This is a genomic window from Desulfococcus multivorans (genome assembly GCF_001854245.1).
Taxonomy (GTDB): Bacteria; Desulfobacterota; Desulfobacteria; order Desulfobacterales; family Desulfococcaceae; genus Desulfococcus; species Desulfococcus multivorans.
Genome location: NZ_CP015381.1, coordinates 1,499,592 through 1,523,991, shown reverse-complemented (window position 1 = coordinate 1,523,991; position 24,400 = coordinate 1,499,592). Strand labels below are relative to the sequence as shown.

At 57.8% G+C, this 24,400-nt stretch carries 21 protein-coding genes; 12 read left to right on the top strand and 9 right to left on the bottom strand.

From position 1 onward, the window contains the following. The first annotated feature begins 135 nt into the window (after positions 1-135). Entirely contained in the window at positions 136-1,092 is a 957-nt protein-coding gene (locus tag dmul_RS06580) for a diacylglycerol/lipid kinase family protein (protein ID WP_020876514.1), read from the top strand. A 4-nt stretch (positions 1,093-1,096) separates the two neighbouring features. Here dmul_RS06580 and dmul_RS06575 read toward each other — a convergent pair whose 3' ends face one another. The 3 genes from dmul_RS06575 to dmul_RS06565 form a co-directional block, all read right to left on the bottom strand. Further along, positions 1,097-2,320 carry a radical SAM protein gene (locus dmul_RS06575; RefSeq protein ID WP_020876515.1) on the bottom strand — a complete coding sequence of 408 codons (1,224 nt, stop codon included), beginning with the start codon at positions 2,318-2,320 and terminating at the stop codon, positions 1,097-1,099. A 100-nt stretch (positions 2,321-2,420) separates the two neighbouring features. Then, a complete protein-coding gene (locus dmul_RS21260) occupies positions 2,421-2,657 on the bottom strand; it encodes a sulfotransferase (protein WP_078081373.1) in 237 nt (78 codons plus the stop codon). A gap of 234 nt (positions 2,658-2,891) precedes the next feature. Continuing rightward, on the bottom strand, positions 2,892-3,671 hold the full coding sequence (locus dmul_RS06565; RefSeq protein ID WP_020876516.1) for a phosphocholine cytidylyltransferase family protein: 780 nt from the start codon (positions 3,669-3,671) through the stop codon (positions 2,892-2,894). Between the two features lie 863 nt (positions 3,672-4,534). Here dmul_RS06565 and dmul_RS06550 point away from each other — a divergent pair. The 8 genes from dmul_RS06550 (at position 4,535) to dmul_RS06515 (ending at position 14,313) form a co-directional block, all read left to right on the top strand. After that, positions 4,535-5,731 carry a GNAT family N-acetyltransferase gene (locus tag dmul_RS06550; RefSeq protein ID WP_020876517.1) on the top strand — a complete coding sequence of 399 codons (1,197 nt, stop codon included), beginning with the start codon at positions 4,535-4,537 and terminating at the stop codon, positions 5,729-5,731. Beyond that, positions 5,706-6,572: a nucleotidyltransferase family protein gene (locus dmul_RS06545; RefSeq protein WP_020876518.1), complete on the top strand. Its 867-nt coding sequence runs from the start codon at positions 5,706-5,708 to the stop codon at positions 6,570-6,572. The genes dmul_RS06550 and dmul_RS06545 overlap by 26 nt, the downstream gene beginning before the upstream one ends. A 426-nt stretch (positions 6,573-6,998) precedes the next feature. Then, positions 6,999-8,774 carry a fatty acyl-AMP ligase gene (locus tag dmul_RS06540; protein WP_020876519.1) on the top strand — a complete coding sequence of 592 codons (1,776 nt, stop codon included), beginning with the start codon at positions 6,999-7,001 and terminating at the stop codon, positions 8,772-8,774. Between the two features lie 36 nt (positions 8,775-8,810). Further along, complete coding sequence (locus dmul_RS06535; RefSeq protein ID WP_200809302.1) at positions 8,811-9,887, top strand: NAD-dependent epimerase/dehydratase family protein; 1,077 nt, start codon at positions 8,811-8,813, stop codon at positions 9,885-9,887. Beyond that, complete coding sequence (locus dmul_RS06530) at positions 9,887-10,138, top strand: acyl carrier protein (RefSeq protein WP_020876521.1); 252 nt, start codon at positions 9,887-9,889, stop codon at positions 10,136-10,138. The genes dmul_RS06535 and dmul_RS06530 overlap by 1 nt, the downstream gene beginning before the upstream one ends. Positions 10,139-10,145: 7 nt before the next feature. Next, positions 10,146-11,327 carry a serine palmitoyltransferase gene (spt, locus tag dmul_RS06525; RefSeq protein WP_020876522.1) on the top strand — a complete coding sequence of 394 codons (1,182 nt, stop codon included), beginning with the start codon at positions 10,146-10,148 and terminating at the stop codon, positions 11,325-11,327. Between the two features lie 7 nt (positions 11,328-11,334). Then, positions 11,335-13,119, top strand: coding sequence for an ABC transporter ATP-binding protein (locus dmul_RS06520; RefSeq protein ID WP_020876523.1), 1,785 nt, complete (start codon positions 11,335-11,337; stop codon positions 13,117-13,119). Between the two features lie 15 nt (positions 13,120-13,134). Continuing rightward, positions 13,135-14,313 carry a hypothetical protein gene (locus tag dmul_RS06515; RefSeq protein ID WP_020876524.1) on the top strand — a complete coding sequence of 393 codons (1,179 nt, stop codon included), beginning with the start codon at positions 13,135-13,137 and terminating at the stop codon, positions 14,311-14,313. On the opposite strand, the gene dmul_RS06510 is transcribed toward dmul_RS06515, so the two are convergent. From dmul_RS06510 to dmul_RS06500, 3 genes are read right to left on the bottom strand one after another with little or no spacing between them, the layout of a single operon-like run. Further along, positions 14,291-15,514, bottom strand: coding sequence for a CDP-alcohol phosphatidyltransferase family protein (locus dmul_RS06510; RefSeq protein ID WP_020876525.1), 1,224 nt, complete (start codon positions 15,512-15,514; stop codon positions 14,291-14,293). The genes dmul_RS06515 and dmul_RS06510 overlap by 23 nt on opposite strands. A 53-nt stretch (positions 15,515-15,567) precedes the next feature. Further along, the gene (locus dmul_RS06505) at positions 15,568-16,518 is read right to left on the bottom strand and encodes a hypothetical protein (RefSeq protein WP_020876526.1); all 951 of its coding nucleotides are present in this window, start codon (positions 16,516-16,518) and stop codon (positions 15,568-15,570) included. A 1-nt stretch (position 16,519) separates the two neighbouring features. Continuing rightward, positions 16,520-17,740, bottom strand: a complete 1,221-nt coding sequence (locus tag dmul_RS06500) for a CDP-alcohol phosphatidyltransferase family protein (RefSeq protein WP_144016477.1) — start codon at positions 17,738-17,740, stop codon at positions 16,520-16,522. Between the two features lie 215 nt (positions 17,741-17,955). Between dmul_RS06500 and dmul_RS06495 the strand changes: the two genes are divergently transcribed. Further along, positions 17,956-18,954, top strand: coding sequence for a metallophosphoesterase family protein (locus dmul_RS06495; RefSeq protein WP_020876528.1), 999 nt, complete (start codon positions 17,956-17,958; stop codon positions 18,952-18,954). A gap of 15 nt (positions 18,955-18,969) precedes the next feature. On the opposite strand, the gene lptG is transcribed toward dmul_RS06495, so the two are convergent. The 3 genes from lptG to dmul_RS06480 form a co-directional block, all read right to left on the bottom strand. Continuing rightward, complete coding sequence (lptG, locus tag dmul_RS06490; protein ID WP_020876529.1) at positions 18,970-20,037, bottom strand: LPS export ABC transporter permease LptG; 1,068 nt, start codon at positions 20,035-20,037, stop codon at positions 18,970-18,972. A gap of 63 nt (positions 20,038-20,100) precedes the next feature. Then, a complete protein-coding gene (gene lptF / locus dmul_RS06485) occupies positions 20,101-21,174 on the bottom strand; it encodes an LPS export ABC transporter permease LptF (RefSeq protein ID WP_200809301.1) in 1,074 nt (357 codons plus the stop codon). Beyond that, positions 21,161-21,385, bottom strand: a complete 225-nt coding sequence (locus dmul_RS06480) for a hypothetical protein (protein WP_020876531.1) — start codon at positions 21,383-21,385, stop codon at positions 21,161-21,163. The genes lptF and dmul_RS06480 overlap by 14 nt, the downstream gene beginning before the upstream one ends. Positions 21,386-21,657: 272 nt before the next feature. On the opposite strand from dmul_RS06480, the gene dmul_RS06475 reads away from it, so the two are divergent. Both dmul_RS06475 and dtd read left to right on the top strand, forming a co-directional pair. Continuing rightward, positions 21,658-23,943, top strand: a complete 2,286-nt coding sequence (locus dmul_RS06475) for a Tex family protein (RefSeq protein ID WP_020876532.1) — start codon at positions 21,658-21,660, stop codon at positions 23,941-23,943. Position 23,944: 1 nt separating this feature from the next. Continuing rightward, entirely contained in the window at positions 23,945-24,385 is a 441-nt protein-coding gene (gene dtd, locus dmul_RS06470) for a D-aminoacyl-tRNA deacylase (RefSeq protein WP_020876533.1), read from the top strand. Positions 24,386-24,400: the final 15 nt, after the last annotated feature.

Here is a 24,400-nt window from a genome sequence, read left to right as displayed (position 1 = left end):
GAAAACTATGTTTGTCGTTGACGCATTTCCCTTCGCCGTTTAAATAAACCCCATCCAGTCGCGTCCGGACAACGCCGGATCAGACGGCGGGATATTCGACTGAATCGTCAACCTGGGGATCATGGGGAGGCCGACTTGCGTCTTGGAATTATCAGCAATCCGCTCAGCGGCGGAAATCGAAAAGGGCTGGCGGCCATTGAAGCACTCCTGGCGCGCCGACCGGAAGTGCTCCACCGGGAAGCACAAAATCCGGATGATGCCGCTGCCGTCGTGTCGGTCTTTGCCGATAAAAACGTGGACGTCATCGCTGTCAACGGCGGGGACGGTACCATCCAGGCGGTATTGACGGCGCTCTTTCGGGACCGTCATTACGCCTCGCCGCCGCTTCTGGCCGTGCTTCGCTCAGGCACGGACAGCGTTATCGCCGAAGACGTCGGTCTGAGAGGCTCCCGTGACCGCGGGCTTCGACGGTTGTTGGATTGGCTGGAGGCGCCGGCCCAGCGCTTCTCCATCCAAAAGCGACCGGTGCTGCGGGTTCGGACGGCATCCGACCGGAATCCCCGCTACGGACTCATATTCGGGGCGGCTGCCGTATACCAGGGAATCGAATACTGCAAACGCCATATCCATGCACTGGGCCTTCACGGCGAGATCGCACCCAGCCTGACGCTGGCCCGGTTTCTGCTGGCAGCCGTCCGCCGCGATACCCGGATTCTAAAGCCGGTCACCGTCACCGTCCGCGTTGATCAGGATCCCCCCCAGCAGAGCGAGTATCTTCTGATTTACATCAGCACCCTCGAACGGCTGTTCCTCGGTTTGCGTCCCCATTGGGGCAAAGAGAACGCACCTCTCCACTTCACCGCCATGAATGCCCGGCCGCGCCATTTTCTGCGTGCCCTTCCCTACCTCGCCCGAGGCCGGACCACCCCCTGGGGTACGCCGGAAAACGGGTATTCCAGCCGCAACGCCCATCGTATACAGTTGACCATGGACAGCGGATTCATCCTCGACGGCGAATGCTACCGGACCGAATCGCACCCTGAATCCATCATCGTCGATCTTGGCGGAACCGCAACGTTTCTTCGGCTGTAATGCGTCAGGACCTCTTCCTGGGAACCGACTGGACGAACGTGCCGAACCGGTTCATCTCTTCCAAACGGCAACTCCAGACCAGTTTTCCATCATGGACAGTGATGTCGGGGCAGCTGTCGCACATGTCCTGCCGGCCGTCAGCCAACATGTTTACCGGCTGAATAATCATGATGCTCTGAATATGGGCCGGCCTGAGGGCGTGGGAAGGCTTCCGGGAAATCCGATTCAAAAGATTCCCGGCAATGCGGCGCATTCCATGGTCAAATAGCCCCATGAAAAATGCCGCCGACTTTCCCCGTGAGGTGCTTCGCGGCTGGGCATATGACAAGTACTTCCCGGCGAACAGATGATAGCCGGTCTGAATCATCTCCATGAACTTTGGGGAAACATATCCCATGGTCTCGCCGTTGAAGACGATCCGATTGGCCAGAAGCCATTTAAAAGAGCTTGGATCGGCGGTGCCGTTGAGATAGGCGCACGGTTCATAGGCGGGCTCGGCCTCCCGGATCTTTTCGACGATATCCTCTGCCATGAGGATTTTTTGGCCGGCCCATTCCGTTTCCTTGTAGGTCTCGTTGAAATCGATCCTGCGGCCCCCTGCATAATATTCGAAATCACCGCTCAATCCCGGTGAACGAAACAAAATGAACACCATCGTATGGACGATGTCGGCATGTCGGCGCGCCCACTCGACCAGACCGGGAATTTCGTGAACCGTCTTTTCCGACACCGTAGCGTTGAAGGAGCACGACAGCCCGCCCTCTTCGGCCAGCATTCGCGCATACCGAAACCGAAGGGCGTTGAGTTCGGTTTCTGTTTCGGCCGTTACCCTGGGGCGCTTCTGACTCGTGTCGATATGAAATGTAAAACCGAACACTCCGGCACGCTTGAGCGCTTTCAGAAGCGGCGCGTCGAGAGCGAGCCCGTTGGTGTTGATGATCGGCTTCCACCCCATCTCTCTGACCATTTTAACCAGCTCCACGATATGAGGATAGACGAGGGGATCCCCCCCGGCGATGCTCATGCAGTCACTTTTCCGCAAGGCCTTGAAGGTTTGGAGTTCGGCCCTCACCGCATCGAGGGACTTGTGACCGACGCTATGGGGATCACGGTAGCACCCCTCGCATCGAAGATTGCATTCCGTGGTGGGTTCCAGCCAGGAGATGCCGTTGTCGGCATAATTCCATGGAAGCCGGTAATACTTGAGATGGTTCAGTGTTGCAGGCATATTTTTTTCTCCGAAGTTCAAAAAAAATCGTCTATCGCCAATGACTCAGATCGCGCCCGATGAGCCTTCCGAGGCGTGCCGTGTCATCGGCAAAGGTTTCTCATAAAACTTCCCCCACGGCGGCGTTACCCGCGTGATGGTGGGAAAAGAACCGCTCCAGGTAGTGGCGTTGAAGATGGGATGTCGTGAGAGGCTGAGAAACCGTCGAAAAATAGTGGGGCTCTTTCGGCCGGGAGAAACAGATGTCCGGGTGCTTTGAAAGATAACGGCTCAAAGATGTCGTGCCGCACCTGGGCGCCCCGATAATAAAAAAATCCGGAAAAAATATCAGATCCATATGGTATTGCAGCCTATGGTGTCGATACCTGCATGCGGTGAACGTCGCTTCATAAAACCGCTTGTACGCCATGCCGGTTCATTGCCTTCCCGAAATCGAACCCGGGCGCCGTCATTCACCCCAAGCACTGCAAAACGACAGGTCCCGGGCATATCACCGCTCGCCCTTAAGGCAGGTTCGGGAAAGGACTCTTCCAGAGGCCGGTCCCCAGGGACGGCATCGAGACCATGGGCATTAAAACGGGACTGCCTTGACAAGCCGGCAAACAGCGCCGGATGCATCATCGTGATCGCCGCAGGCGCCAACAACGCGGACCGCATGTTCGATATCCGCCCGATAATCGACCTCGCACCACTGCAACCCATTGACGGCACATGTCCATACCGGCATCTGCCGGGCCATTTCATCGATGACGGACAGGTACCATTTTTTTCCGGCGGACGGTTCTTCAAAGGCCTTTTGGAGGGATCTCCGGAAAAGCGCGGGGCCCTTTCCCCGGAACAAAATCATGCCGATGGATTCCGCATGAACCTTTTCACGCTGAAGATCTTTTCCAATTCTGACCAACCGTTCACCCTCGAGCATCACCTTCATGTCATCGGCGTCATAGACGCCTTTGTGGTTCACGGCCACGGTTACCGGACGGTCCGGCGATTCGAGCAGTCGGTTCAGCACGGCGGCCTCGAAAATCGTATCACCGTTCAGGATGATGAAATCTTCGTTCATCTCCCCACATGCCGTCCAGCAACTGACGAGGTTGTCCGTGGTGGCGTAGGCATCGTTGTATATGGTGGAGATCTCCTCCGAGGCATACCGCTCACGGAGCAGTTGATCCACAAGCTCCGCACAATATCCCGTTACGACCCGGATCCTCCGGACCCCGCATTTCTGCAATTCATGAATCTGCCACTCGATCAACGTTTTTCCCCGAACCGACAGCAGACATTTGGGAAGATCGGTTGTCAGCGGCAGCAGGCGTTTCCCTTGTCCTGCGCTTAGAATGATCGCTTTCATGAAGTCGAATTTTCTTCCTTACATTGTAATCGGCACCGGGTATGAACGACCGGAACCGCAGGGATGATGACAGCGGGAGACGGCCGGGCCCCTTGCAGGGAAGACGCGCGGCTCGTTCACCGCTCCGTCAACCGTGCCGGCATGCGCCCGGCATCCCGAAGCATCATGGTTCAATCGAAATCACCATTGATTCGCAATACGATGTTTCGGCAGCAACGTGATATACCAAATAAAATTTGAATAAAAGCTTTTTTGTTGCCATTGTTGTCGACACTTACAATTTTCATTCCATTTTCCAAAACCGAAACAGCTTCCAACCCATTGATATTCAATCAACATAATATTGAGCACCTTCTCCAGAGTCCCGATCAATTGTTTTTTCTCCACCTCCGGGGTCAGGAGGCTCTTCCCTGACGACACCGCCTTCCGATTATCATTCAACTGTCGACTTTCATGACGATGACCGGAAAGAGGTGCCAGGAGGATACGGCCTATGAAAGTCGAACGTTGAGTTATCATCATAACAAAACGCAAAAAGCATTTTTTTATATTGACCCCGGCGTACATCTCCGATATGAAGGCCCTGTAAATTCGGTCTCTTCAGCTGATAACGCCTACCCGTTCATCGTCATCCGGTCACAAGCATATGAATATTTCAACTGTCGACTTTCATGATGGTGACCGGAACGAAACCGCGCGGGGCGCGGGCCGTATCCTCCCGGCACCAGCTTATGAAAGTCGAACGTTGAGTGAATATCATGTCGGGTTTGCGGCCGTGATTCGGACAGACGGAATGAATCATAGCAGCGCCCTTCGCACCCCGATGTAACGATCCAAAAACCTGAATCAGTCGGTTGAATACCATGCGCATCCAGCATCCCCCCCTTGACGGACAAACGCCTTATGACAAATGTCACGGGGTCTCCGGGGCTCCCGATATCCTGGCGGTGGATAGTCGACAAGGACGGCGCGCATTCCTGGGTTTGCCATGGTCGATCTACCACACCGATCCCTTCTGGGTGCCGCCGTTGCGGTTTGAACAGCACATGCTTCTCTCCCCTGAAAACCCATATTTCGAGCATGCCGAGGCCAGGTTCTGGCTCGCGTGTCGGCGGGGTCGACCGGTGGGACGCATCAGCGCCCAGATCGACAGGCTTCATCTCGACCACCACGGCGATCGGACCGGATTTTTCGGACTGCCGGCGGCCGAAGACAACCTCGAAACCTTCCAGGCCCTTCTGAATACCGCCGAAGGCTGGCTGCAGTCCCGGGGGATGACTCACGTCCGAGGGCCTTTCAATCTCTCCGTCAACCAGGAATGCGGCACCCTGGTGGCGGGTTTCCATGCACCGCCGATGGCGATGATGGGACATGACAGCCGCTATGTCGGGCATCGTATCGAACAATGCGGGTACCGAGCCGTCAAGGATCTTCTCGCCTATATTATCGGCGCCGATTTCAGGCATTCCCGCGCCATGGAGACGATGATCCACAGGACCCGAAAACGAATTCATACCCGGATGATTCGCAGCGCGTCGTTCAACGAGGATCTGGAGATCATCCGGCGTATTTTCAATGATGCCTGGTCACTCAACTGGGGGTTTGTCCCGTTTACGCCACGTGAATTCGAACACCTTGGAAAGGTCCTGAAGCTGCTCGTGGAAGCGCGTTCCATCCGCATTGCCGAGGTGGATGGAACCCCCTCGGGCTTCATGGTGCTGCTGCCCAACCTGAACGAGGCCATCCGCGATCTCGACGGACGGCTGCTACCCTTCGGCTGGTTAAAGTTGCTGTGGCGTCTGAGGATACGTCATCCCAAAACAGCGAGAATCCCCCTTATGGGTGTGGTTCGACGCTATCAAGGGACCTTATTGGGGGCTGCGACAGCCTACCGGCTCATCGGAGAACTCCAGAAGACCGCCCTCGACCAAGACATCAAAACGGTCGAACTCTCATGGATCCTCGACGATAACATCGGCATGCGGAGTATTATCGAAAACATTGGCGGAACACCCTATAAAACCTATCGCATCTATGAAAAAAAACTGCAGGGAATGTAGGTCCGAGGACCTTTCCCCGACACTTTTTACGGCGATTGTTCTGGCTGCGGACAGGGAGTCGGACAATCCGGTGGCAGCGGCAGCCGGCGTCCCCTGCAAAGCCCTGGCCACGGTCGGCGAAAGGCCTATGGTCCTCAGGGTTCTCGATGCGCTGTCGGCCGCCGAGAGCATCGGAAATCAGATTCTCTGCGGCCCTGGGCGGGACATTGTCGACGGGAATTCCGAGCTCGCCGCCCGCATCGCATCGGGTCGGATTCGATGGATCGGAAACAAGGCAACACCGAGTACGAGCGCATGCCACGCCATGCAGTCCCTGTCCCCCGGCACCCCCGTCCTTTTGACAACTGCGGACCACGCCCTGCTGAAAGCTTTCATCGTGGACCACTTCTGTGCCGAAGCCCAAAGGACCGGATGCGACATCGTGGCCGCGTTGGCCAGGCGCGACGACGTGACCGCCGCCTATCCGGAAACGCGAAGAACCGCTTATCGGCTGGGTGGAACAGCATACTGCTCCTGCAATCTCTTTGCCTTTTTGACGCCCGGGGGACGAAACGCAGCCGATTTCTGGCGACGTGTGGAAAATCTTCGTAAAAACCCGTTCAGGGTCGTCAACGCCTTCGGCTGGATATCGACGCTCCGATACCTGACCGCTCGCCTGACGCTGTCGGAAGCGCTGGGCCGTGCATCCCGCGTCATGGGCCTCAAAGTGGGTGCCGTCGTCATGCCTTACCCCGAGGCCGCCATTGACGTTGATTCCGTTTCGGACTGGCGGATTGCCGAATCGATCGTATCCCGCAACATGGAAGCGGGGCGGCACCCAGACGATCCCCCTTCTCCATAGGCGTTCCATCGAGCACCTTGATTCACAGTTGTTTTGGTATTAGAGTGTTCACGAACTGTCATTAAAATTTAATCAATCGAGATATGAACGTTCGATCTGGCTTTGTTTCAACGGACAGTTCGTTTTATCTCAACTTTCGACTGTCATAGGCCGTATCTTTCCGGTAACCATCAAGACAGTCGAAAGTTGAGGTTTGACAATATGTTGATTTTTGGTTAGAAAAAAAAGTTTATATGAACTTGGTTGTTGCAAGGCGTTCGGAATCGTGATCCGTCACCACAACTTCGGCCGTTCCACCTACTTTACCGCGACACGACCGGCCGGCGAGTTCATCATTGGATCCAGGCATCTCTGTAATTGAGAATGAAAAGAACGGAGCGGACGTCCGAAATCAGAACCTATTTTTGGGGAGAGACGATAAGCGCTATGGAGGCAACGCCAACAGAAAATACCATACCATTGCGAAGCGGTGATTTTTCAACACTGACGGACGCCTTGGATTATGCTGCCAGTGGAACTACCGGATTTAACTTCTTTACGGGAAGGGGCAGCCTGTCATCGGTGCTGACCTATGCAGACCTGCGTGAGGCTTCGCGTATCCTGGCTCGGCGGCTCACCGCCCTGGGGGCGGCCCGAGGCGCGCGTGTTGCAATAGTGGCGGATACCCATCCGGACGTTGTGCGCTTTTTCTTCGCCTGTCAATATGCCGGTCTGACACCGGTTCCCCTGCCGGCCCAGATTCAGTTGAACGGCCGCAGCGCCTACGTGGGGCAGATCGAACGGCTGCTGTCGATCTGCCGGGCTGAGTTCGCCGTTGCCACGGACGATTTTATGCCCTTTTTGACCGAGGCCGCCGCCCGATCAAAGATCCGCTTTTTCGGAAGTCCCGGAGATTTCGACGATCTTCCGGCATCGGGCCTCGATCCGACGCCCTCGCGACCGGACGAACTGGCGTATCTGCAGTATACATCAGGCAGCACGCGTTTTCCCCGAGGGGTGATGATCACCCAGAAGACGGTTCTGAACAACCTCCGGATCATTCTCAAGTACGGCATCAGGATCCGATCCGAAGACCGTGCCGTATCGTGGCTTCCCTATTTCCACGACATGGGTCTGGTGGGCCTGTTGCTGGCGCCTATGGCCGGCCAGATTTCCGTCGATTTCCTGAACACCCGTGATTTCGCGATGCGGCCCCGCCTGTGGCTCAAACTCATGTCCGAAAACCGGGCGACGATATCCTTCAGTCCCCCGTTCGGTTACGATCTGGTCGCCCGGCGTCTTCGGGACGACGACGCAAGCGGCTACAACCTGGCCTCGTGGCGTGTGGCCGGGGTCGGCGCCGAACTGATCCGAACGGCGTCACTCACCCGTTTTGCCGACCGACTCAGACCCAGCGGATTCGATCCCCGCGCCTTCCTACCCTGTTACGGTATGGCCGAATGCTCGCTTGCGGTCTGTTTCGGCGCCTTGGGCGCCGGGGTCCGGCAGGATCACGTCAATGCCGATCTTCTTGCGAAAAGCCGGGAGGCCGCACCGGCACCGCCCGACGACAAAACGGTGCGGACAAACACATTCGTCAATTGCGGCGCCCCCCTTCCCGGCTACGAAGTCGAGATACGGGATGCGTCGGGTCGGGTGCTCCCCGAACGGCGATGCGGTGTTCTGCACGTTCGGGGGTCGAGCGTCATGTCGGGCTATTTCGGCGATCTCAAGGCCACCCGCGACGTCCTCTCTCCCGAGGGGTGGCTCAATACGGGGGATCTTGCTTACCGCGTCGGACAGGACGTCTTTATCACGGGACGCGCAAAAGATCTGATCATTGTCAACGGCCGCAATATCTGGCCTCAGGATATCGAATACCTGGCCGAGAGCCAGCCGGAAATCCGCACGGGAGACGCCTCGGCCTTCTCGTGCCTCTCTGCGACCGGCGAGGAAAAAGCCGTCGTGATGATTCAGTGCCGGGAATCCGACCCTGCCCGGCGTCAGGAACTGACCGAACGCTTGAATCGAATCATCCGTGAAGAGTTGGGCATCGCCTGCGTTATCGAACTGGTGCCTCGGAACACCCTGATCCGCACGACATCCGGAAAACCGTCCCGTCACGGCACCCGAAAGGTTTACCTGGAACAGATCGCCGCCCAATCGTCGTCCATAGGCAACACTCATGCCGCTGCCGCTCCCGGACAACGACAGGCTGTTTAGCAGGACTGCCGACGTAGCGGCGGAATGGGGGTTGCTTTGAGATCCCCATCCCGACCTATCGCCGTCACAGGTGCGACCGGTTTTATCGGCGGTGCCGTAGCGCGACGCCTTTCGGCCCAGGGGTGGCGTGTCCGGGCCCTGATCCGACCCCGGTCGATCCATAAATCAACCGATGGTATTTCAGTGGATTGGGTAACGGGCGATCTGGAAGACGCGGAAAGTCTCCGGCGGCTGGTCGACGGCGTCGAGGCGGTGATCCATTGCGCCGGCGTCGTTCGAGGAAGAACTTCGGCCGATTTTGATCGTGTCAATGCAGACGGCGTGGCACGACTGGTCCATTTGGCGGCCCAGCAACATCCGCAACCCCGCTTTTTGCTGGTTTCCTCACTTGCCGCACGGGAACCCGGCCTTTCGGATTACGCCGCAAGCAAACGCAAAGGGGAGACGATTCTGGCAACTCTGTCAGGCGGCATGCCGTGGGCGGTGGTTCGGCCGCCGGCGGTCTACGGCCCTGGAGACCGTGAGATCCGCCCCCTTCTGGAATGGATGCAACGGGGCATTGCCCCTGTCATGGGATATGCCGACAGGCGACTCTCGCTGCTTTACGTCTCGGATCTGGCCGACGCCCTGATCCGACTTCTGGAGCGGAAAACAGCCGTCCACCGTGCCTATGAGTTGCACGACGGCCGAACGGGCGGTTATTCCTGGCCGGAGATTGTCGATGTCGTGGAAACCGTTGCTGTTCAGCCCATTCGCCGTTTCAGGATCCCGAGTCCCGTCCTGATGCTGGCTGCGGTTCTCAATCTTGCGGGATCTCGTATTCTGAAACGAGCGCCGATGCTGACGCCGGGAAAGGTCAGAGAGATGTATCACCTCGACTGGATAGCCGACAACGGCCCATTGAACGCCGACACCGGATGGGCGCCCAAAATCAGCCTCTCCGAAGGGTTTCGCCGAACGCTGATGGCCGGGGAATCCACCGCTATCCGGCATCGCCTCGAGAAAGAGCGGTTAAAACCATCATCTCCGCAGACGAAAGACGGCGGCAGTCATCTCCGGACGAAAACAGTGTCGATCAATTGCGTCGGCACTACAGGAAAGCTCAAAAATTGATGGAAATAGACGATAAGGTATATGAACGGATCATGGAAATTCTGAAGCCGCTGGTCCCCGAAGGCGTGACGGCCGGAATGGAGACCGACCTGACGGTAGACCTGGGTTTCGATTCATTGAAAGTGATGAAGCTTCTCGAGGATCTGGAGGACGGCTTCGATATCTCAATCCCCATCAGCATATTGCCGGAAGTCCGCACGGTGCAGGATCTGATGCACCAGATTCAGAAACTCTCTCAACCCGGAACATGAATTTCCAATGAAAATTTTCGATAAGTTTCAGCCGCTGGCCGAGACACGGCAGAGGATGTCCGAAACCGGGGGTACTTTTTTCAATATCGTGATGGATGAGGTGCTTTCCGCCACCGAGGCCGTTATCAACGGTCGCCGGGTCATTCTGGCCGGGTCCAATAATTATCTGGGTTTGTCATTCAACCAGGAGTGCATCCAGGCCGCTTGTCAAGCGACCCGGGAAGCAGGGACCGGGACCACCGGATCACGAATGGCCAACGGCACCCTGGCGGGCCATCTGGCGCTGGAAAAGGAGCTGTCCGATTTTTTCGGTCGACGCGGCACCATTGTCTTCTCCACCGGATACATCGCGAACCTGGCGATGCTTTCGACAATAGTGGGCCAGGGAGAGGTGATCCTCCTGGACGCCGATTGTCATGCCAGCATTTATGACGGCTGCCGGCTGGGAGCTGCCGAAGTGATCCGCTTTCGTCACAATGATCCGGAGGACCTCGAAAAGCGTCTGAAGCGCCTGGAGAAACGCCGCACCAATGTTTTGATCGTCGTCGAAGGACTATACAGCATGATGGGCGACCAGGCCCCGCTGGCCGAAATCGCCGGGCTGAAATCGCAATACGGGGCATACCTGCTCGTAGACGAGGCCCATTCCCTGGGTGTGCTCGGCGCCAACGGTCGGGGGCTTGCGGAAGCTTCGGGTGTCGAGGAAAGCGTCGATTTCGTGGTCGGCACCTTCAGCAAAAGTCTCGGCACCATCGGCGGATTCTGCACCAGCAACCATCCGGAGCTCGATCTGCTCCGATATGCCAGTCGGCCGTATGTATTCACGGCATCCTCCGCCCCGTCGATCATCGCATCCACCCGGACGGCGCTCGGGATCATTCGTTCGCATCCGGAGCTGCGCCGGAGACTATGGGACGGCGCCAACCATCTCTATCAACGCCTGAAGACGAGCGGGTTCCGCCTGGGACCCGAACCCGGCCCTGTCATCGCAGCCCGTTTCGACGACGTGGATCGGGCATTCGCCGCCTGGAACGGTCTTCTGGAAGGCGGCGTCTACGTCAACATGGTGCTGCCGCCGGCGACACCCGACGGCGGGGCGCTTCTCCGATGCAGCCTGAATGCCGAGCATACCCGGTCACAGATCGACCGGATCGGCGACGCGTATTCTGCCCTCAAACACTACGCTTAACCTTCCGATGCGTTTACCGATCACTTTTTTCCGGCGTTATCCCGGCGAAAGCCTCCTGACCCTCCTTGCCCTTCTCCTGGCCGGCGTTGCCGAAGGCTTCGGGATGACAATGCTGTTGCCGCTTCTGGGGATCGCCATAGGCGGTCCCGCCGATGCGATCGAGGCGTCGCCGGGTCAAAAACCCGCACTGGAACAGACGATCATCCGGTTATTCGAACTTATCGGCCTTTCCCCCACGATCGGTCTTCTGTTGGCCGTTTTCGTTTTGTGCATCATGATGAAAGCCGCTCTCCTGCTCATAGCCAACAAAAGGGTCGGATACATGGTCTCCCGGGTGGCGACGGATCTTCGGCTCGATCTGATTCGCGCGCTCTTCACGACCCGGTGGGAATATTACGTCCATCAACCCATCGGGCGTTTTACCAATGCGTTCGCCACCGAAGCCCGGCGGTCTGCCGACGCCTATCTTTACGGCATCCGAATCATGGCCCAGGCCCTGCAAGCCGCAGTCTACACCGTCGTGGCCCTGATGGTGGCACGGCAGGAAACCCTGACGACCCTGTTGGCCGGTTTCGTCATCCTTTTCGCGCTTCGGCATCTGGTCAAAAAAGCCAAAACGGCCGGCAACCGTCAGACGCAGCTGCTCAAATCACTGCTGTCCCAGCTGACGGATACGCTCCAGTCCATCAAACCCTTGAAGGCCATGGCTCGTGAAAACCTTGCCGATGCGGTGTTGCAGACCCGAACCCGACGCCTCAACAAGGCGCTCCGGAAGCAGGTTTTCAGTGAAGAGGCCTTGAAGGCCCTCCAGGAACCCTTGATAACCCTTTTTCTGGGCTTCGGACTCTATGCCGCGCTGGTCTGGTGGGAGATGCCCATGGCCACCGTCATCGTCATGATCTTCATGCTGATCAAGATCCTGAAGGCTCTTCAAAAGGCCCAGAAAGAGTACCAGTCCATGGTGATCGCCGAAAGCGCCTACTGGTCCCTCTGGTCAAAAATCGAAGAAGCCCGTCGGGAAAAGGAGCATCATACCGGATCTCTCACCCCGGTTCTGGAAGAGGGGATCCGTATCGAGAACGTCAGCTTTGGTTACGGGGACCGGTTTGTCCTGAAAGATCTGTCAATGTCATTTCCCATGGGATCGTTTTCGGCAATCATCGGCCCCTCGGGGGCCGGCAAGACGACGGTCGTGGATCTGATCACCGGTCTCCTGACCCCCAGGGAAGGCACCATATGGATCGACGACATGCCCTTGACTGCGGCGGACATCAAGGCATGGCGTCGGATGATCGGATATGTGCCCCAGGAGACGTTGCTCCTGCACGATACGGTGATGGTCAATGTCACCCTGGGCGACCCGGCATTCGATGAGAAAGACGCCCAACGCGCCCTCAGCGAGGCGGGCGCTTGGGGATTTGTCGCTGAAATGCCCGCCGGGATCCACACTGTCGTGGGCGAACGGGGCGCCCGCCTGTCAGGGGGACAGCGACAGCGGATCACCATTGCGAGGGCCCTGGTGCACCGTCCCCGGCTGATGATCCTGGACGAGGCCACCAGCGCCCTGGATCCCGCCTCGGAAGCCGAGATATGCCAAACCCTGCGACAGTTGAAAGGACGCCTCACCATCCTGGCGATCTCTCATCAGACCGCCCTCCTCGAGGCGGCGGACCGTGCCTACCGGCTCCACATGGGGATGGCCGAACTGCTGGCGACGCCGGATGAGAAAAAGACGCTTCGATACCCACAGAACCATCGCCAGGGCGGGCCGGCATCAGAAAAAATGAGATGAAGGAGAATCGCCGGAATGTTGCGCGTTGGGTTTCTTTTCAATCATTATTTTCCGCATCAAGTACCGCATGCGGTACCGTATGCATTTGAATTGTCGAAAAAATATCGGAATATCGAGGTCCTTGTCGCTTGTTCTTCCACCCGGGAGATGACGTTTGCAAAACGGATTGGGTCCCTTTATCCCGGCCACCGCTGCACGTTTCAACTGCTGTCGACGCCCTGGTATTACGGATGCATCGATCCCGTGGTATCCAAGTGGAAGTTTTTACGCAAAAAAATGGTGCTGCGGCACAATCTTTCTTTTTTCCGTGGGCTGGATGCGCTGGTGTCTCCGGAACGGAACTGCATGAAACTGCGGACGCGATACGGCATCACGGACTTGATCATGATCCACACCCGTCATGGCGCGGGAGATCGGGAGGGTGGATTTGATGACAAGTCAGGCGCCTTTGACTTCACCCTTTTACCGGGGCGAAAATATGTAGACCAACTTCAGCGTCTAGGCTACCTGTCGGATGATCGCTATGCCGTGATCGGATGGCCGAAATTCGAGGTCGTTCAGGGCCTGAAGCCGGAAAGGCCGCGCCTTTTCAGGAATGATCGTCCCATTGTGGTGTACAATCCGCATTTTGATCAATCCGTGTCGTCCTGGAAGCCGATGGGACTGGACGTTCTGGACTTTTTTGCGGAAAACAGGGCGTTCAACCTGATATTCGCACCCCACGTGGTGCTTTTCAAGAGAAGCCGGCGGCATCGGGCTTCACTCCCCCGAAAATACCGTCGGCTGCCCAACATTCACATCGATACGGGCAGCGATGCCTCCATCGATATGACCTATATGCTCGGGGCGGATGTCTACCTCGGAGACGTCAGCAGCCAGGTGTACGAATTTCTTCTGAAGCCCCGTCCCTGCATCTTTCTCAACGGTCACCAGGTGGCGTGGCAAAACAATCCCTACTATCGGCACTGGGGGCTGGGACGTGTCGTGGATTCGGTCCGCCCGGGGTTGGGCGAAGCCCTGTCACAGGCTTTCAACACCCATCCAGAGTTCCTGGAAAGCCAACAGAAGGCTTTTGCCTACACCTTCCACACGGCGCCGGGAAGCACGGCAGCGGAAAGAGGAGCCGTCGCCATCGCTGAGTTTCTACTCGATACCCGGAAAGAAAACCATCTCAATCCGGTGTGCCGCGGATAAACCAGCGAACGGCCGGGGAGTTCAGGTCCCTCGACCGGCGTGCATCCACAAACCAAGTGGTCAGCGACCCCTCCCGGATTCTGATCAGGGATGCCCATGCCAACCGCAACAACAAAAAAACGCTGCTCAGCAACGTCCAGAAAGCCACCGCCAACAGTCCGAGATCCGGCCGCCCCCACAGCGTAAAAAAGGTCAAGAGGATCAGGCAGGGATTGCGCCGGGCAGTCACCAGCCTGAAACAGGAATCCATGGGCTGCCAGCAGAAAATGTCGAATCGGCCCAAACATTTTTTAAACGTCAGTTCCACCAGACGCCCGGCGACATACCCGATCAGCATCAGCCAGATGACCCTGTCAAGCGCATAGAACAGTCCGCCCGGATAAGCATATTTCAGCCCCAGACCCCATAGCATATACCAGACGGGCGGACTGAAAAGGTCGATCAGATGGTCGAAATAATGGCCGAAACGGCTGGCGGTCACGGTCACCCGGGCCAGTTTTCCGTCGACCGTATCCAGAAAGGTCATCACCCATGCCACTGCCAACCCCCAACCATATTGGCCCCGTATGAACAGACCACCCGCGAGGACGACCAGGATCAGACTCGTCAGGGTGACATGGTTCGGCTGAATTCCCAGACGCACACACTGCCGGACAGCCCATTGGGCCGGATGGGGCCAGACCCATTTGGTCACCAGATCGGTGACGCCCTTGTAGGACCAGGCAAACAGCCCTCGTTCCAGGCGTCTTTGCCGATCGGCTGAGACGGGCAGGACAAAAGGGGGATCGAATTTTCGTAATTTTTCCTGAAAAGAGAGAGCCAGGCTGTCCAGGGTCTGGATTCGGACACCGGGCGGCAAAGGCTTTTCAGGATCCGTCATGGCGGTATGGGTCTGATGGGCGATGCTGCCGGACACATGGGCCGCGACAGCCGTCTTCTCCCCTCCGTCTTCATTTAAAAGCAGCATGTCCGGGGTTGCTGCCAGGTAATGGATCAGCCGATCGTCGATCAGGTGGTCGGCCCTGAGGATCAGCACCGGCGCATTGGCATGAAGCACGGCAAGGTCAGCCACGATGCGAACGCCGCCCATGGCCCCCAGAACCCGCACCATGCGCTCCCGGCATGTCATACCCCATATTTTGACAGGGCTCTCCGCAAAAAAGCAGACGGATAACGTCATATTGTTCTCTTCTCTCTTCATGTTCTCTCCCGTGATATCCGTTTGTGGATACCGGTTTGCCGACACCTCGGGCTTCAACGGAAACCGCCGCTTCGGTAGGCCCGCCAGGCCAGGACCCCGGCAGCCAGGATCGGATGTCGCCGCAGGCGGGGCTCGGCCGCCACGGTGACGCCGGAGTGACGTTCGATCTTCCACAGGATATAATCCACTCCGCCCTCGAAGGTCATCGTGGCCTTGAGCAACCGCAATATCGACAGCAGCTTGCCCTGGACCGTCCGCAGCCGCCAGGCCGCCCGGGCAACCCATTGCGCGCTTTTTGGAATATTCGTTCGGAAGCGACCGTCAGCCTCCATCGGAACCGCCGTCCACCGGGGCATCCCCCCCAGGACGTGACGGGTGGCTGCTTCGAAATAACCGGGATCCGCGTCGACCAACCGAACCTGCCGATCCGGCCGCTCGCTCCGTAGTTCGGCCCGATAGCTGAGCTCAAGCCCCCGCCCCCAGAGTTCCCTGGCGGTAAACATCGGCGGCATACAGGGCAGGACCCGGGACACAAACGTCACGACGGCCTGTGCCAGCGCCGCGACCACGGCATCCGCTGTTGCGGCGTCGCGGGCGTATATCATGCGGCAAGGTTGGCAGAAACGTCCCCAGAGGTAGGAATGGAACCATCTGTCGGTGGTGCCCTTCTGAAAATCCTCGAGGGAGATCACTGCGTATTTGGCACGGACGGTCAACCCGTCAAAGGACGCCTCGTGATAATAGACGTTGGGCGGCAGCCGGTGATTCAGGAACGCGTGGCAAGCATTCCGGTAAGCGGTGCGATAGGTATCCACCAGGACATAAAGGTCGGCCAGACCATCCAGCGCATTTTCCTTTCGCAGGCATGATCCATAGAAGAGAATCCCCTGCACATGCCCGTCAAAACGTGTGAAGATGTCCTGGATCAGACGATCCATGGCCGACGACGGCGCACCGTTGACGCTTTCCCGAATCTGGTCGAGAAGATGAATCGGAACCTGCATGTTATCCCGTGGTACGGCCGGTGAAAAGCCGCCAGGCAAGTGTCCTGTCGTACCGATGTCGATCCGCGTCCGTGAACCAGGATACCAGGGGCCCCCGCCGTATTCTCGTCCCTGCCGCCCACACCAGACGCATCCACAGGAAAAGACTCGTCACTACCGTCCAGACGGCCACACTCAAAAGTCCGATCTCCGGGCGGCCCGCCAGGACGGACATGGTGAGCAGAAACAGGTTCGGGTTCCTTCGCGCCGTCACGAGGCGGAAAAAGGAGTCCACAGGCCGCCAGCAGAAAATGCCGAATTGTCCAAGAACCCATTGAAAAAGGCCCTCCGCAAGACGTCCCGACGCGTATCCGACCACGATGAGCCATAACAGGGCCGTCATCGAAACCCCCATGGACCCTCCCTGGTCGGTCGTCAATCCAATGCCCCAAAGCATGTACCATACCGGCGGATGGATCAAATCGATCAAATGGTCGAAATAATGGCCGAAACGGCTGGATGCCACGGTGACCCGCGCCAGCTTTCCATCCACGGTATCCAGAAAGGTCATCAGCCACCCGGCAACGAGACCCCAGCCGTACTGGCCGCAGGCAAACAGCCCTCCGGCCAGCACGACCAGCACGAGACCGGCCGCGGTGACATGGTTTGGCCGGATCCCCCATCGGACGCAACAGCCAACCGTCCATCGGGCCGGAACAGGCCAGACCCATTTCGTGATGACATCGGTGACGCCCTTATAAGACCAGTCGAAAAGCCGACGCTCAAGAGCGTGTCGCCGCTCCGCCGATACCTGCAGCACGAAGGGGGGATCAAATTTGAGGAGGCCGGCCTGAAACGAGAGGGAGAGGCTTTCCGGCGTCTCGATCCGAAGCTCGCGGATCGACGGATCTTCAGCTCCGGTTTCAATATATTCGGAGATTCGGGTGGCAAGGCCGGCGGACACATGGGCCGCCACCGGAATAGATCGTCCGCCGTCGTCGATCTGCAGCATCGTGTCCCGGGTCCGGGCCAGTTGTTTGACAAGGCGGTCGTCGATCAGGTAGTCACCCCGAAACAGCAACACGGCGGCGCATTCCCGAAGGTCGGCAGGATCGACCTCAACGGGATGGAATCCCGCAGCCGACAGCACACGAAAGATTCGCCGACGAGGCGTCAGCCCCCAGATACGAACGGTGGTTTTTCCGACAAAACAGAGGAACAGGTCCATAGCCGATGCATTCATAAATGTTTAATGCCCATATCGTCAGGGTAGATATCCGATTATCCGCGCCGCGCTCAGAACATCGATATCGCGTTTCCGGTTTCGGTCCTTTCTCCAGTGAACCGCCTTATATAGGGAAAGATGCGCCGACATGTCAATTCCAAATCAAAACGGTTCTCCATTCAGACGTCCGCAAGCCTTTGCAAATCGTTTTCGATTCCTGTATAGATGGAACCATGCCGCTTTACGACCCACCGCCGGCCCAGGACGATTCCCGGACCGATATCGGCCTCGTCGCCCGGACGCGATTCCTTCTGGCCCACGTTTCCGATCCTCACATGGCCTGGCGATGCCGGGTTTCCTGGCGCGATCTCATCGGCAAGCGGATCCTGGGGTATCTGGGATGGCGGCTGCGCCGCTGCGCCGAACACAGGGAGGAGATACTCACCGCGCTCCGGGAAGATCTTGCAAGGATAGCGCCGGATCATATCGCCGTAACCGGCGACCTGACCCATCTGGGTCTGTCCCAGGAATTCGAAAACGCCCGGAGATGGTTGGAGCGTCTCGGTGACCCCTCCCAGGTTACCGTAGTTCCCGGAAACCACGATGCGTATACCGGGGCGGACCGGCATCGAGGCTTCGTCCTCTGGCAGAGCTACATGGCCTCGGACGATTCTCATCCGCCGGAGAGATGGGCAGGCTCCCCGAATCTGTTTCCAACAGTGCGACTCCGGGGATCGGTCCTCCTGATCGGCGTGAACACGGCCCATCCCACCCCGCCGCATCTCGCCACCGGCACCATCGGAAATTTCCAGTTGAGGCGTCTGGAAAGCATCCTGAAAGCTGCCGCCGGCCGGCGGTTGTTCCGCGTCATTCTCATTCATCATCCCCCGCTGGCCGACATCGTCAGCCACCGCAAGCGTCTCACGGACGCATCCGCGCTTCAGTGTCTGATCGGGCGATACGGCATCGAGATGATTCTTCATGGTCATTCCCACAAACATACCCACAGGATATTGAAAACAGCCTCAGGTACGACTCTTGTCGCCGGCATGCCGTCGGCATCCGCTCTGGGCCGAACCCCAGAGCGACGGGCGCGCTACGCCATCCACGACATCCGCCCCGTCTGCGGCGGCTGGCAAGTGGTGACGACCGAACGGGTTTATGCCGCGGTCGGCAATTATTTTTTCACGGAGGCACACCGGTGCATGCACATGGCAAGTTCAAAACACTGAGCGTATCGATCCGCTTTACATAACAGCCCTCAACCGCCAAAACGCGACGCCGGATATAACAACGACCGGCACCATTGCCGTAACCCATGGCGGAATGTTCAGAAGCAATCCCAGGTTCACGCTCAACCGATCGAGCAGATACAGAGAGATCCCCACAAAAGCCCCGATGGTAATACGGTATCCGGCGCTCTGACTCCGGGTGGATCCGAAGATGAAGCTGAGGCAAAAGAGGACCATGGCCCCAGTGGTCAACGGCATGCCGAGTTTCCGCCACAAGGCGAGTGAATAAGGCGCAACGCTCTGGCCGCTCTCGTCGAGAGCCCGGATGTACCGCGTCAGGTCAGGGGTGGAGAGGCTATGAGGGGGTAGTGTGAGCAGGTCGATCTGTTCCGCGCTGAGAAAGGAATCCAGTGTCATCGACGGGACTTCTGTTGATGAAAAACCCTGTTCTGTAATCTGTTTCATTGAAACGCCATGCAGGATCCATTGCTTGTCGTCACCGATATCGGCGGATCGGGCCTGGATAAGACGCTCCAGCCGTCCGTTGGAATTGAATTCAAAGATGTCGATATCGGCTGCCAGACCGTGGCTCAGCATTTGGTCGACATGGATGAAAACGGTCTTTCGCCGCGCCCAGAACCCCTGACGGACGACCGTGACGTCTGCACCGGCAATGGCCTGGGCGCGGGCATTGCGGGCCTCCTGCTCCCAGATCGGCACGGCGATTTCGGCAAGCACGCCCGCTCCGACCATCAACAGCAGTCCGGCGCCCAACACCGATATCGATATCCGCCTGACCGAAATCCCGGAAGCCTGCATCCCGAGAAGTTCATTGCCGTCAGCCAACATCCCCAGGGCGATGATGCCGCCCAGCAGCGTGCTGATGGGCATCAGATCGAGGAGACGCTTGGGCAGGGTCAGGGCCACATAGCGGACGGCATCGGCCAGACGGTAGTCGCCGCGTCCCACATCGTCCAGCTGGGACAGGAATTCAAAAAAACTGAACAGGACCGCGAGAATCAAGATGATCAGAAAAAAACTCTGCAGAAATCGCTGCCTGATGTAACGATCGATAATTTTCAATAACGATACAAATCCTTCACATTCAAGACGGGACGCAGCGTCTGGCCGTACGTCCGGACACGATCACGCCTTCCGGAATATCGTGATGCGGGGCCGCCATAAGATCGCTCCCACCAGCACCGCCATCATAATCTGAACCCACCACACGCCGGGAAAGGTGGTGAGAACCCCCTGGCCGACCCATTTTTTGGCGACGGCGCTGAGATTGTAGTAAATCGCGAACACCACCACCGCTGCAGGCATTTTCGCGTACTTACCGCGACGTGGCGAAGAACGTGCAAGAGCGGCGCCTATAGGCGCCAGGAGCACCGCCGAGAACGGCGACGACAGCCGCCACTGGAGTTCGGCGATCTTTTCGGGATCCTCCGAACCGGCCAGTGAAGCGGTCGTTGCGGCCTTGATCTTGAAATCCCGCCGAGGGTCCCGGGGTTCCATGCGGATCATCGACGTACCGAAATGCATGATGCGCCCCTGATTTTTGACCGTGGAAAATTCATAAAAATAACCGTCCTTGAATTCCAGGACCGGCCTCCCGGTTTTTTCATCCCTGCGCTGCCTGGCCTCCTGTGCAAAAATGATCTGGAGTTCGCGGTCCTGCCGTGTTTGAATGAATATCTTTCGGGCATAATTTGCCTGACCGTCGACGCGGTCCGCGAAGATCACCCGATCGCCGTTTTCAATTTCATAAAAATTCCCCCCCTGCATCCGCGTCAGGTCGAAATTCACCAACGCCCTCGCCTTCAGTTCATAGAATCGTTCCCAGGCCCAAGGCCTTATGTGCAGCGAAAAACAGGCCGTGACCCCTCCGACGAGAATCCCCATCAGAAAAACAGATCTCATGACGCGACCGGTGGCGATGCCGCAGGCGGATATCGCCATCATCTCGCTGTCCCCGTACAGGCGACCCAACGCGATGATCACCGAAAGGTAAAGGGTCATGGGAAGCAACACTTCCAAAGCGATGAGAATTCTGAGTACAATGAGAAAAAAAACCACCATTCCAGACAGCTGGCCCTCGACGGCGTCCTCCAGATACCTGGCGGCGATGTAGCAGCCGAAAACAAAAACCAGAATCGTACAAATCACCACGGCCGGCTTGGCAATCTCGCGCTGGATATATCGGTCAAGAATCATCATCGATGCATTCGTAAGTGTGGGACATCATAACCGCCTTCAGACCGGCTTCATCGATTCGGCGGGTTTTCATCCCCAAAACCCATCCCCACTCCCTCATGGTCGAAATCTGGTTGTGGTAGGGCAGAATGGGGAATCCGGCCGACCGGATCGTTTTGACAAGACAGCGAAAGGCTTTGGGCGCGAAATAAGGGCCGGCTGCCTGCGTCACCATCACGCCCCCTTCGATCAGGTGCCGACGGATATGACTTGATACCTGTGCAATTAAGATTGATATAAACCAAGGGAATTCATAGCAGATCAGCACACAGGGGTCAATGGGGGCCTTTCGGCCCTTGACTTTGTCGGCGTCCCTGCTTTATAGCTCGTTACATTTTCGAGTGATGCGAAATATCCAATGGCCCAAACCTGAAGGTCGAAGCGGACGGCGTTTGTCGGACCTTCAGGCTTCAGTTAACCTCCCTGTTTTCAAATAGAGGACCTTTAATGAATTCAGAGCACCTGTCGAAAATCACGGAAACCACGGGCATCTCGACGGCTCAGATCCATGCCGTCGCAAACCTGATCGCGGAGGGCGCCACCATTCCCTTCATCGCCCGTTATCGGAAAGAGGCCACCGGCAGCCTCGATGAGGTCGAGATCACCGCCGTTCGCGATCAGCTCAAAACGCTGGAGGAATTGGACAACCGGAAAGCCGCTGTCTTGAAATCCCTGGAACAGCACGGCCACCTTACCGACGATCTCAGGGACGCCGTTGACGCGGCACAGACATTGTCGGTTCTGGAGGATATCTACCTCCCCTATCGGCCAAAGCGTCGGACCAAGGCCACAATTGCACGCGAAAAGGGTCTGGAGCCCCTGGCGAGAACGATTTTCGAACAGTCCACACCCGATCCGGAAACAGCGGCCACCGAATTCGTGAACCCCGAAGGCGGGGTCGAAACCGCGGAGGAAGCCCTTCTGGGTGCGCGCCACATCATCGCCGAATGGATCAATGAAAACGCGGAGGCCCGGGCCGATATTCGGAATCTGTATTTCGAAAAAGGGGTCTTTCGGAGTGAGGTCCTCCCGGGAATGGCGGAAAAGGGCGCCAAATTCAGGGACTATTTCAATTGGGAGGAGCCGGTCAAAACCGCCCCGTCCCATCGGGTGCTTGCCATGCGGCGGGGAGAAAACGAGGAGATCCTCAGCCTCATCGTCGCGCCGCCGGAAGAGGATGCCCTGGCCCTTCTGAGACATCGCTTTATCAAGACTTCCGGCGCCGCGGCCGATCAGATCGCGACGGCAGTGGCCGACAGCTACAAACGCCTCCTTTCCCGTTCCATGGAGACGGAGGTTCGGCTCGCCGCCAAGGAGGCCGCCGACGCCGAGGCTATCCGGGTCTTCGCCGAAAACCTGCGAGAGCTTCTTCTGGCGCCCCCCCTCGGTCCCAAACGGGTCATGGGGGTCGATCCGGGATTCCGGACCGGATGCAAGATCGTCTGCCTCGATCGGCAGGGAAAGCTTCTCCATCACGACACCGTTTACCTTCATCAGCCGGAACGCGCAACGAATCTTGTCCGAAAGCTATGCCGGGATTTTGAGATCGAGGCCGTCGCCGTGGGCAACGGGACGGCCGGGCGTGAAACCGAATCATTCTTCAGGGGTCTCGACCTGCCCCGAGACCTCCCTGTCGTCATGGTCAACGAAAGCGGCGCTTCCATCTACTCCGCCTCTGATGTAGCCCGGGAGGAGTTCCCGGATCTGGATCTGACCGTGCGTGGTGCCGTCTCCATCGGCCGGAGGCTCATGGACCCCTTATCGGAGTTGGTCAAGATTGACCCAAAATCCATCGGTGTCGGCCAATACCAACACGACGTCGATCAGGGGGCCCTTAAATCGGCCCTGGATGACGTTGTGGTGAGCTGCGTCAACGGCGTCGGGGTCGACGTCAACCGAGCCAGCGTTCAGTTATTGACCTATGTGTCCGGTCTCGGTCCCCAACTGGCGAAAAACATCGTCGCCTTCCGTGACGAAAACGGTCCATTTCGGTCACGGACAACGCTTCAGAAGGTCAAGCGTTTGGGTCCCAAGGCTTTTGAACAATGCGCCGGCTTTCTCCGCGTCAGCGACGGCGAAAACCCTCTGGATGCCAGTGCGGTCCACCCCGAAAGCTACCCTGTTGTGGAACGGATGGCCGCCGACCTTGGCTGCACCGTGTCGGATCTCATGGCGTCGGGGGACTTGCGAAGAAAAATCGACATTGCTTTGTATGTCACGGAAACGGTGGGACTTCCCACCCTCAGGGATATTCTCGAAGAACTGGCCAAACCCGGACGGGATCCGAGAAAGGTTTTCGAACCCTTTACCTTTGCTCCGGGTGTCGAAACACCCTCCGATCTCGTCCAGGGGATGAAATTGCCCGGCATCGTCTCAAATGTCACGGCTTTCGGCGCCTTTGTCGATGTGGGGGTTCACCAGGACGGTCTCGTGCATATCAGTGAATTGGCGGATCGCTTCGTGAAGGACCCGGGGGAAATTGTCAAAGTGGGGCAGCGCGTGACGGTGACGGTCCTGGACGTGGATCTGGCACGAAACCGAATCGCACTTTCCATGCGGTCGGCCTCGAATGAGCAGAAACAATCCGGATTTTCAGGAAACGCCGCCGTTGCCGGAAAGCAAAAGCCCCGGCGTAAACAGTCCACTGAAAAGCCGGAAATCGGAAAAAACCGCCGGAAACGAAACGAACCTTTCAACAATCCCTTCGCGGAGCTCATGAAAAAGCGATCCTGACATGAAGGCCGTAATCCAGCGCGTGAAAGAAAGCGCCGTCAGTGTCGAGGGCCGGATGGTCGGCCGAATCGGCCGAGGCATCCTGGTGCTGTTAGGGGTTTCCAGGGACGACACCCCTCGGGATGCCGAATACCTCCTGGACAAAATCCGTTACCTGAGAATCTTCGAAGACGAGGCGGGCAAAATGAATCGCTCCCTACTGGATATCAGCGGCGCGCTCCTTGTGGTCTCTCAATTCACCCTGTATGGGGACTGCCGCAAGGGGCGACGCCCCTCCTTTGCCCAGGCGGCCCCGCCGGAAAAAGCAGAAGCTCTTTACGATCATTTCATCAGCACGGCGCATGCGCACGGAATCCCGGTGGAAACCGGCCGATTCCGGGCCATGATGGATGTCTCTCTTGTCAACGACGGACCGATGACGCTGATCCTCGAGAGCCGTTAGATCCACTCCCCAAAC

Bases quoted from the DNA above. Each gene is read 5' to 3' on its own strand.
- dmul_RS06575 (WP_020876515.1), bottom strand. From the start codon at position 2,320: ATGCCTGCAACACTGAACCATCTCAAGTATTACCGGCTTCCATGGAAT.
- dmul_RS21260 (WP_078081373.1), bottom strand. From the start codon at position 2,657: ATGGATCTGATATTTTTTCCGGATTTTTTTATTATCGGGGCGCCCAGG.
- dmul_RS06565 (WP_020876516.1), bottom strand. From the start codon at position 3,671: ATGAAAGCGATCATTCTAAGCGCAGGACAAGGGAAACGCCTGCTGCCG.
- dmul_RS06550 (WP_020876517.1), top strand. From the start codon at position 4,535: ATGCGCATCCAGCATCCCCCCCTTGACGGACAAACGCCTTATGACAAA.
- dmul_RS06545 (WP_020876518.1), top strand. From the start codon at position 5,706: ATGAAAAAAAACTGCAGGGAATGTAGGTCCGAGGACCTTTCCCCGACA.
- dmul_RS06540 (WP_020876519.1), top strand. From the start codon at position 6,999: ATGGAGGCAACGCCAACAGAAAATACCATACCATTGCGAAGCGGTGAT.
- dmul_RS06530 (WP_020876521.1), top strand. From the start codon at position 9,887: ATGGAAATAGACGATAAGGTATATGAACGGATCATGGAAATTCTGAAG.
- spt (WP_020876522.1), top strand. From the start codon at position 10,146: ATGAAAATTTTCGATAAGTTTCAGCCGCTGGCCGAGACACGGCAGAGG.
- dmul_RS06520 (WP_020876523.1), top strand. From the start codon at position 11,335: ATGCGTTTACCGATCACTTTTTTCCGGCGTTATCCCGGCGAAAGCCTC.
- dmul_RS06515 (WP_020876524.1), top strand. From the start codon at position 13,135: ATGTTGCGCGTTGGGTTTCTTTTCAATCATTATTTTCCGCATCAAGTA.
- dmul_RS06510 (WP_020876525.1), bottom strand. From the start codon at position 15,514: ATGAAGAGAGAAGAGAACAATATGACGTTATCCGTCTGCTTTTTTGCG.
- dmul_RS06505 (WP_020876526.1), bottom strand. From the start codon at position 16,518: ATGCAGGTTCCGATTCATCTTCTCGACCAGATTCGGGAAAGCGTCAAC.
- dmul_RS06500 (WP_144016477.1), bottom strand. From the start codon at position 17,740: ATGAATGCATCGGCTATGGACCTGTTCCTCTGTTTTGTCGGAAAAACC.
- dmul_RS06495 (WP_020876528.1), top strand. From the start codon at position 17,956: ATGCCGCTTTACGACCCACCGCCGGCCCAGGACGATTCCCGGACCGAT.
- lptF (WP_200809301.1), bottom strand. From the start codon at position 21,174: ATGATGATTCTTGACCGATATATCCAGCGCGAGATTGCCAAGCCGGCC.
- dmul_RS06480 (WP_020876531.1), bottom strand. From the start codon at position 21,385: ATGGTGACGCAGGCAGCCGGCCCTTATTTCGCGCCCAAAGCCTTTCGC.
- dmul_RS06475 (WP_020876532.1), top strand. From the start codon at position 21,658: ATGAATTCAGAGCACCTGTCGAAAATCACGGAAACCACGGGCATCTCG.
- dtd (WP_020876533.1), top strand. From the start codon at position 23,945: ATGAAGGCCGTAATCCAGCGCGTGAAAGAAAGCGCCGTCAGTGTCGAG.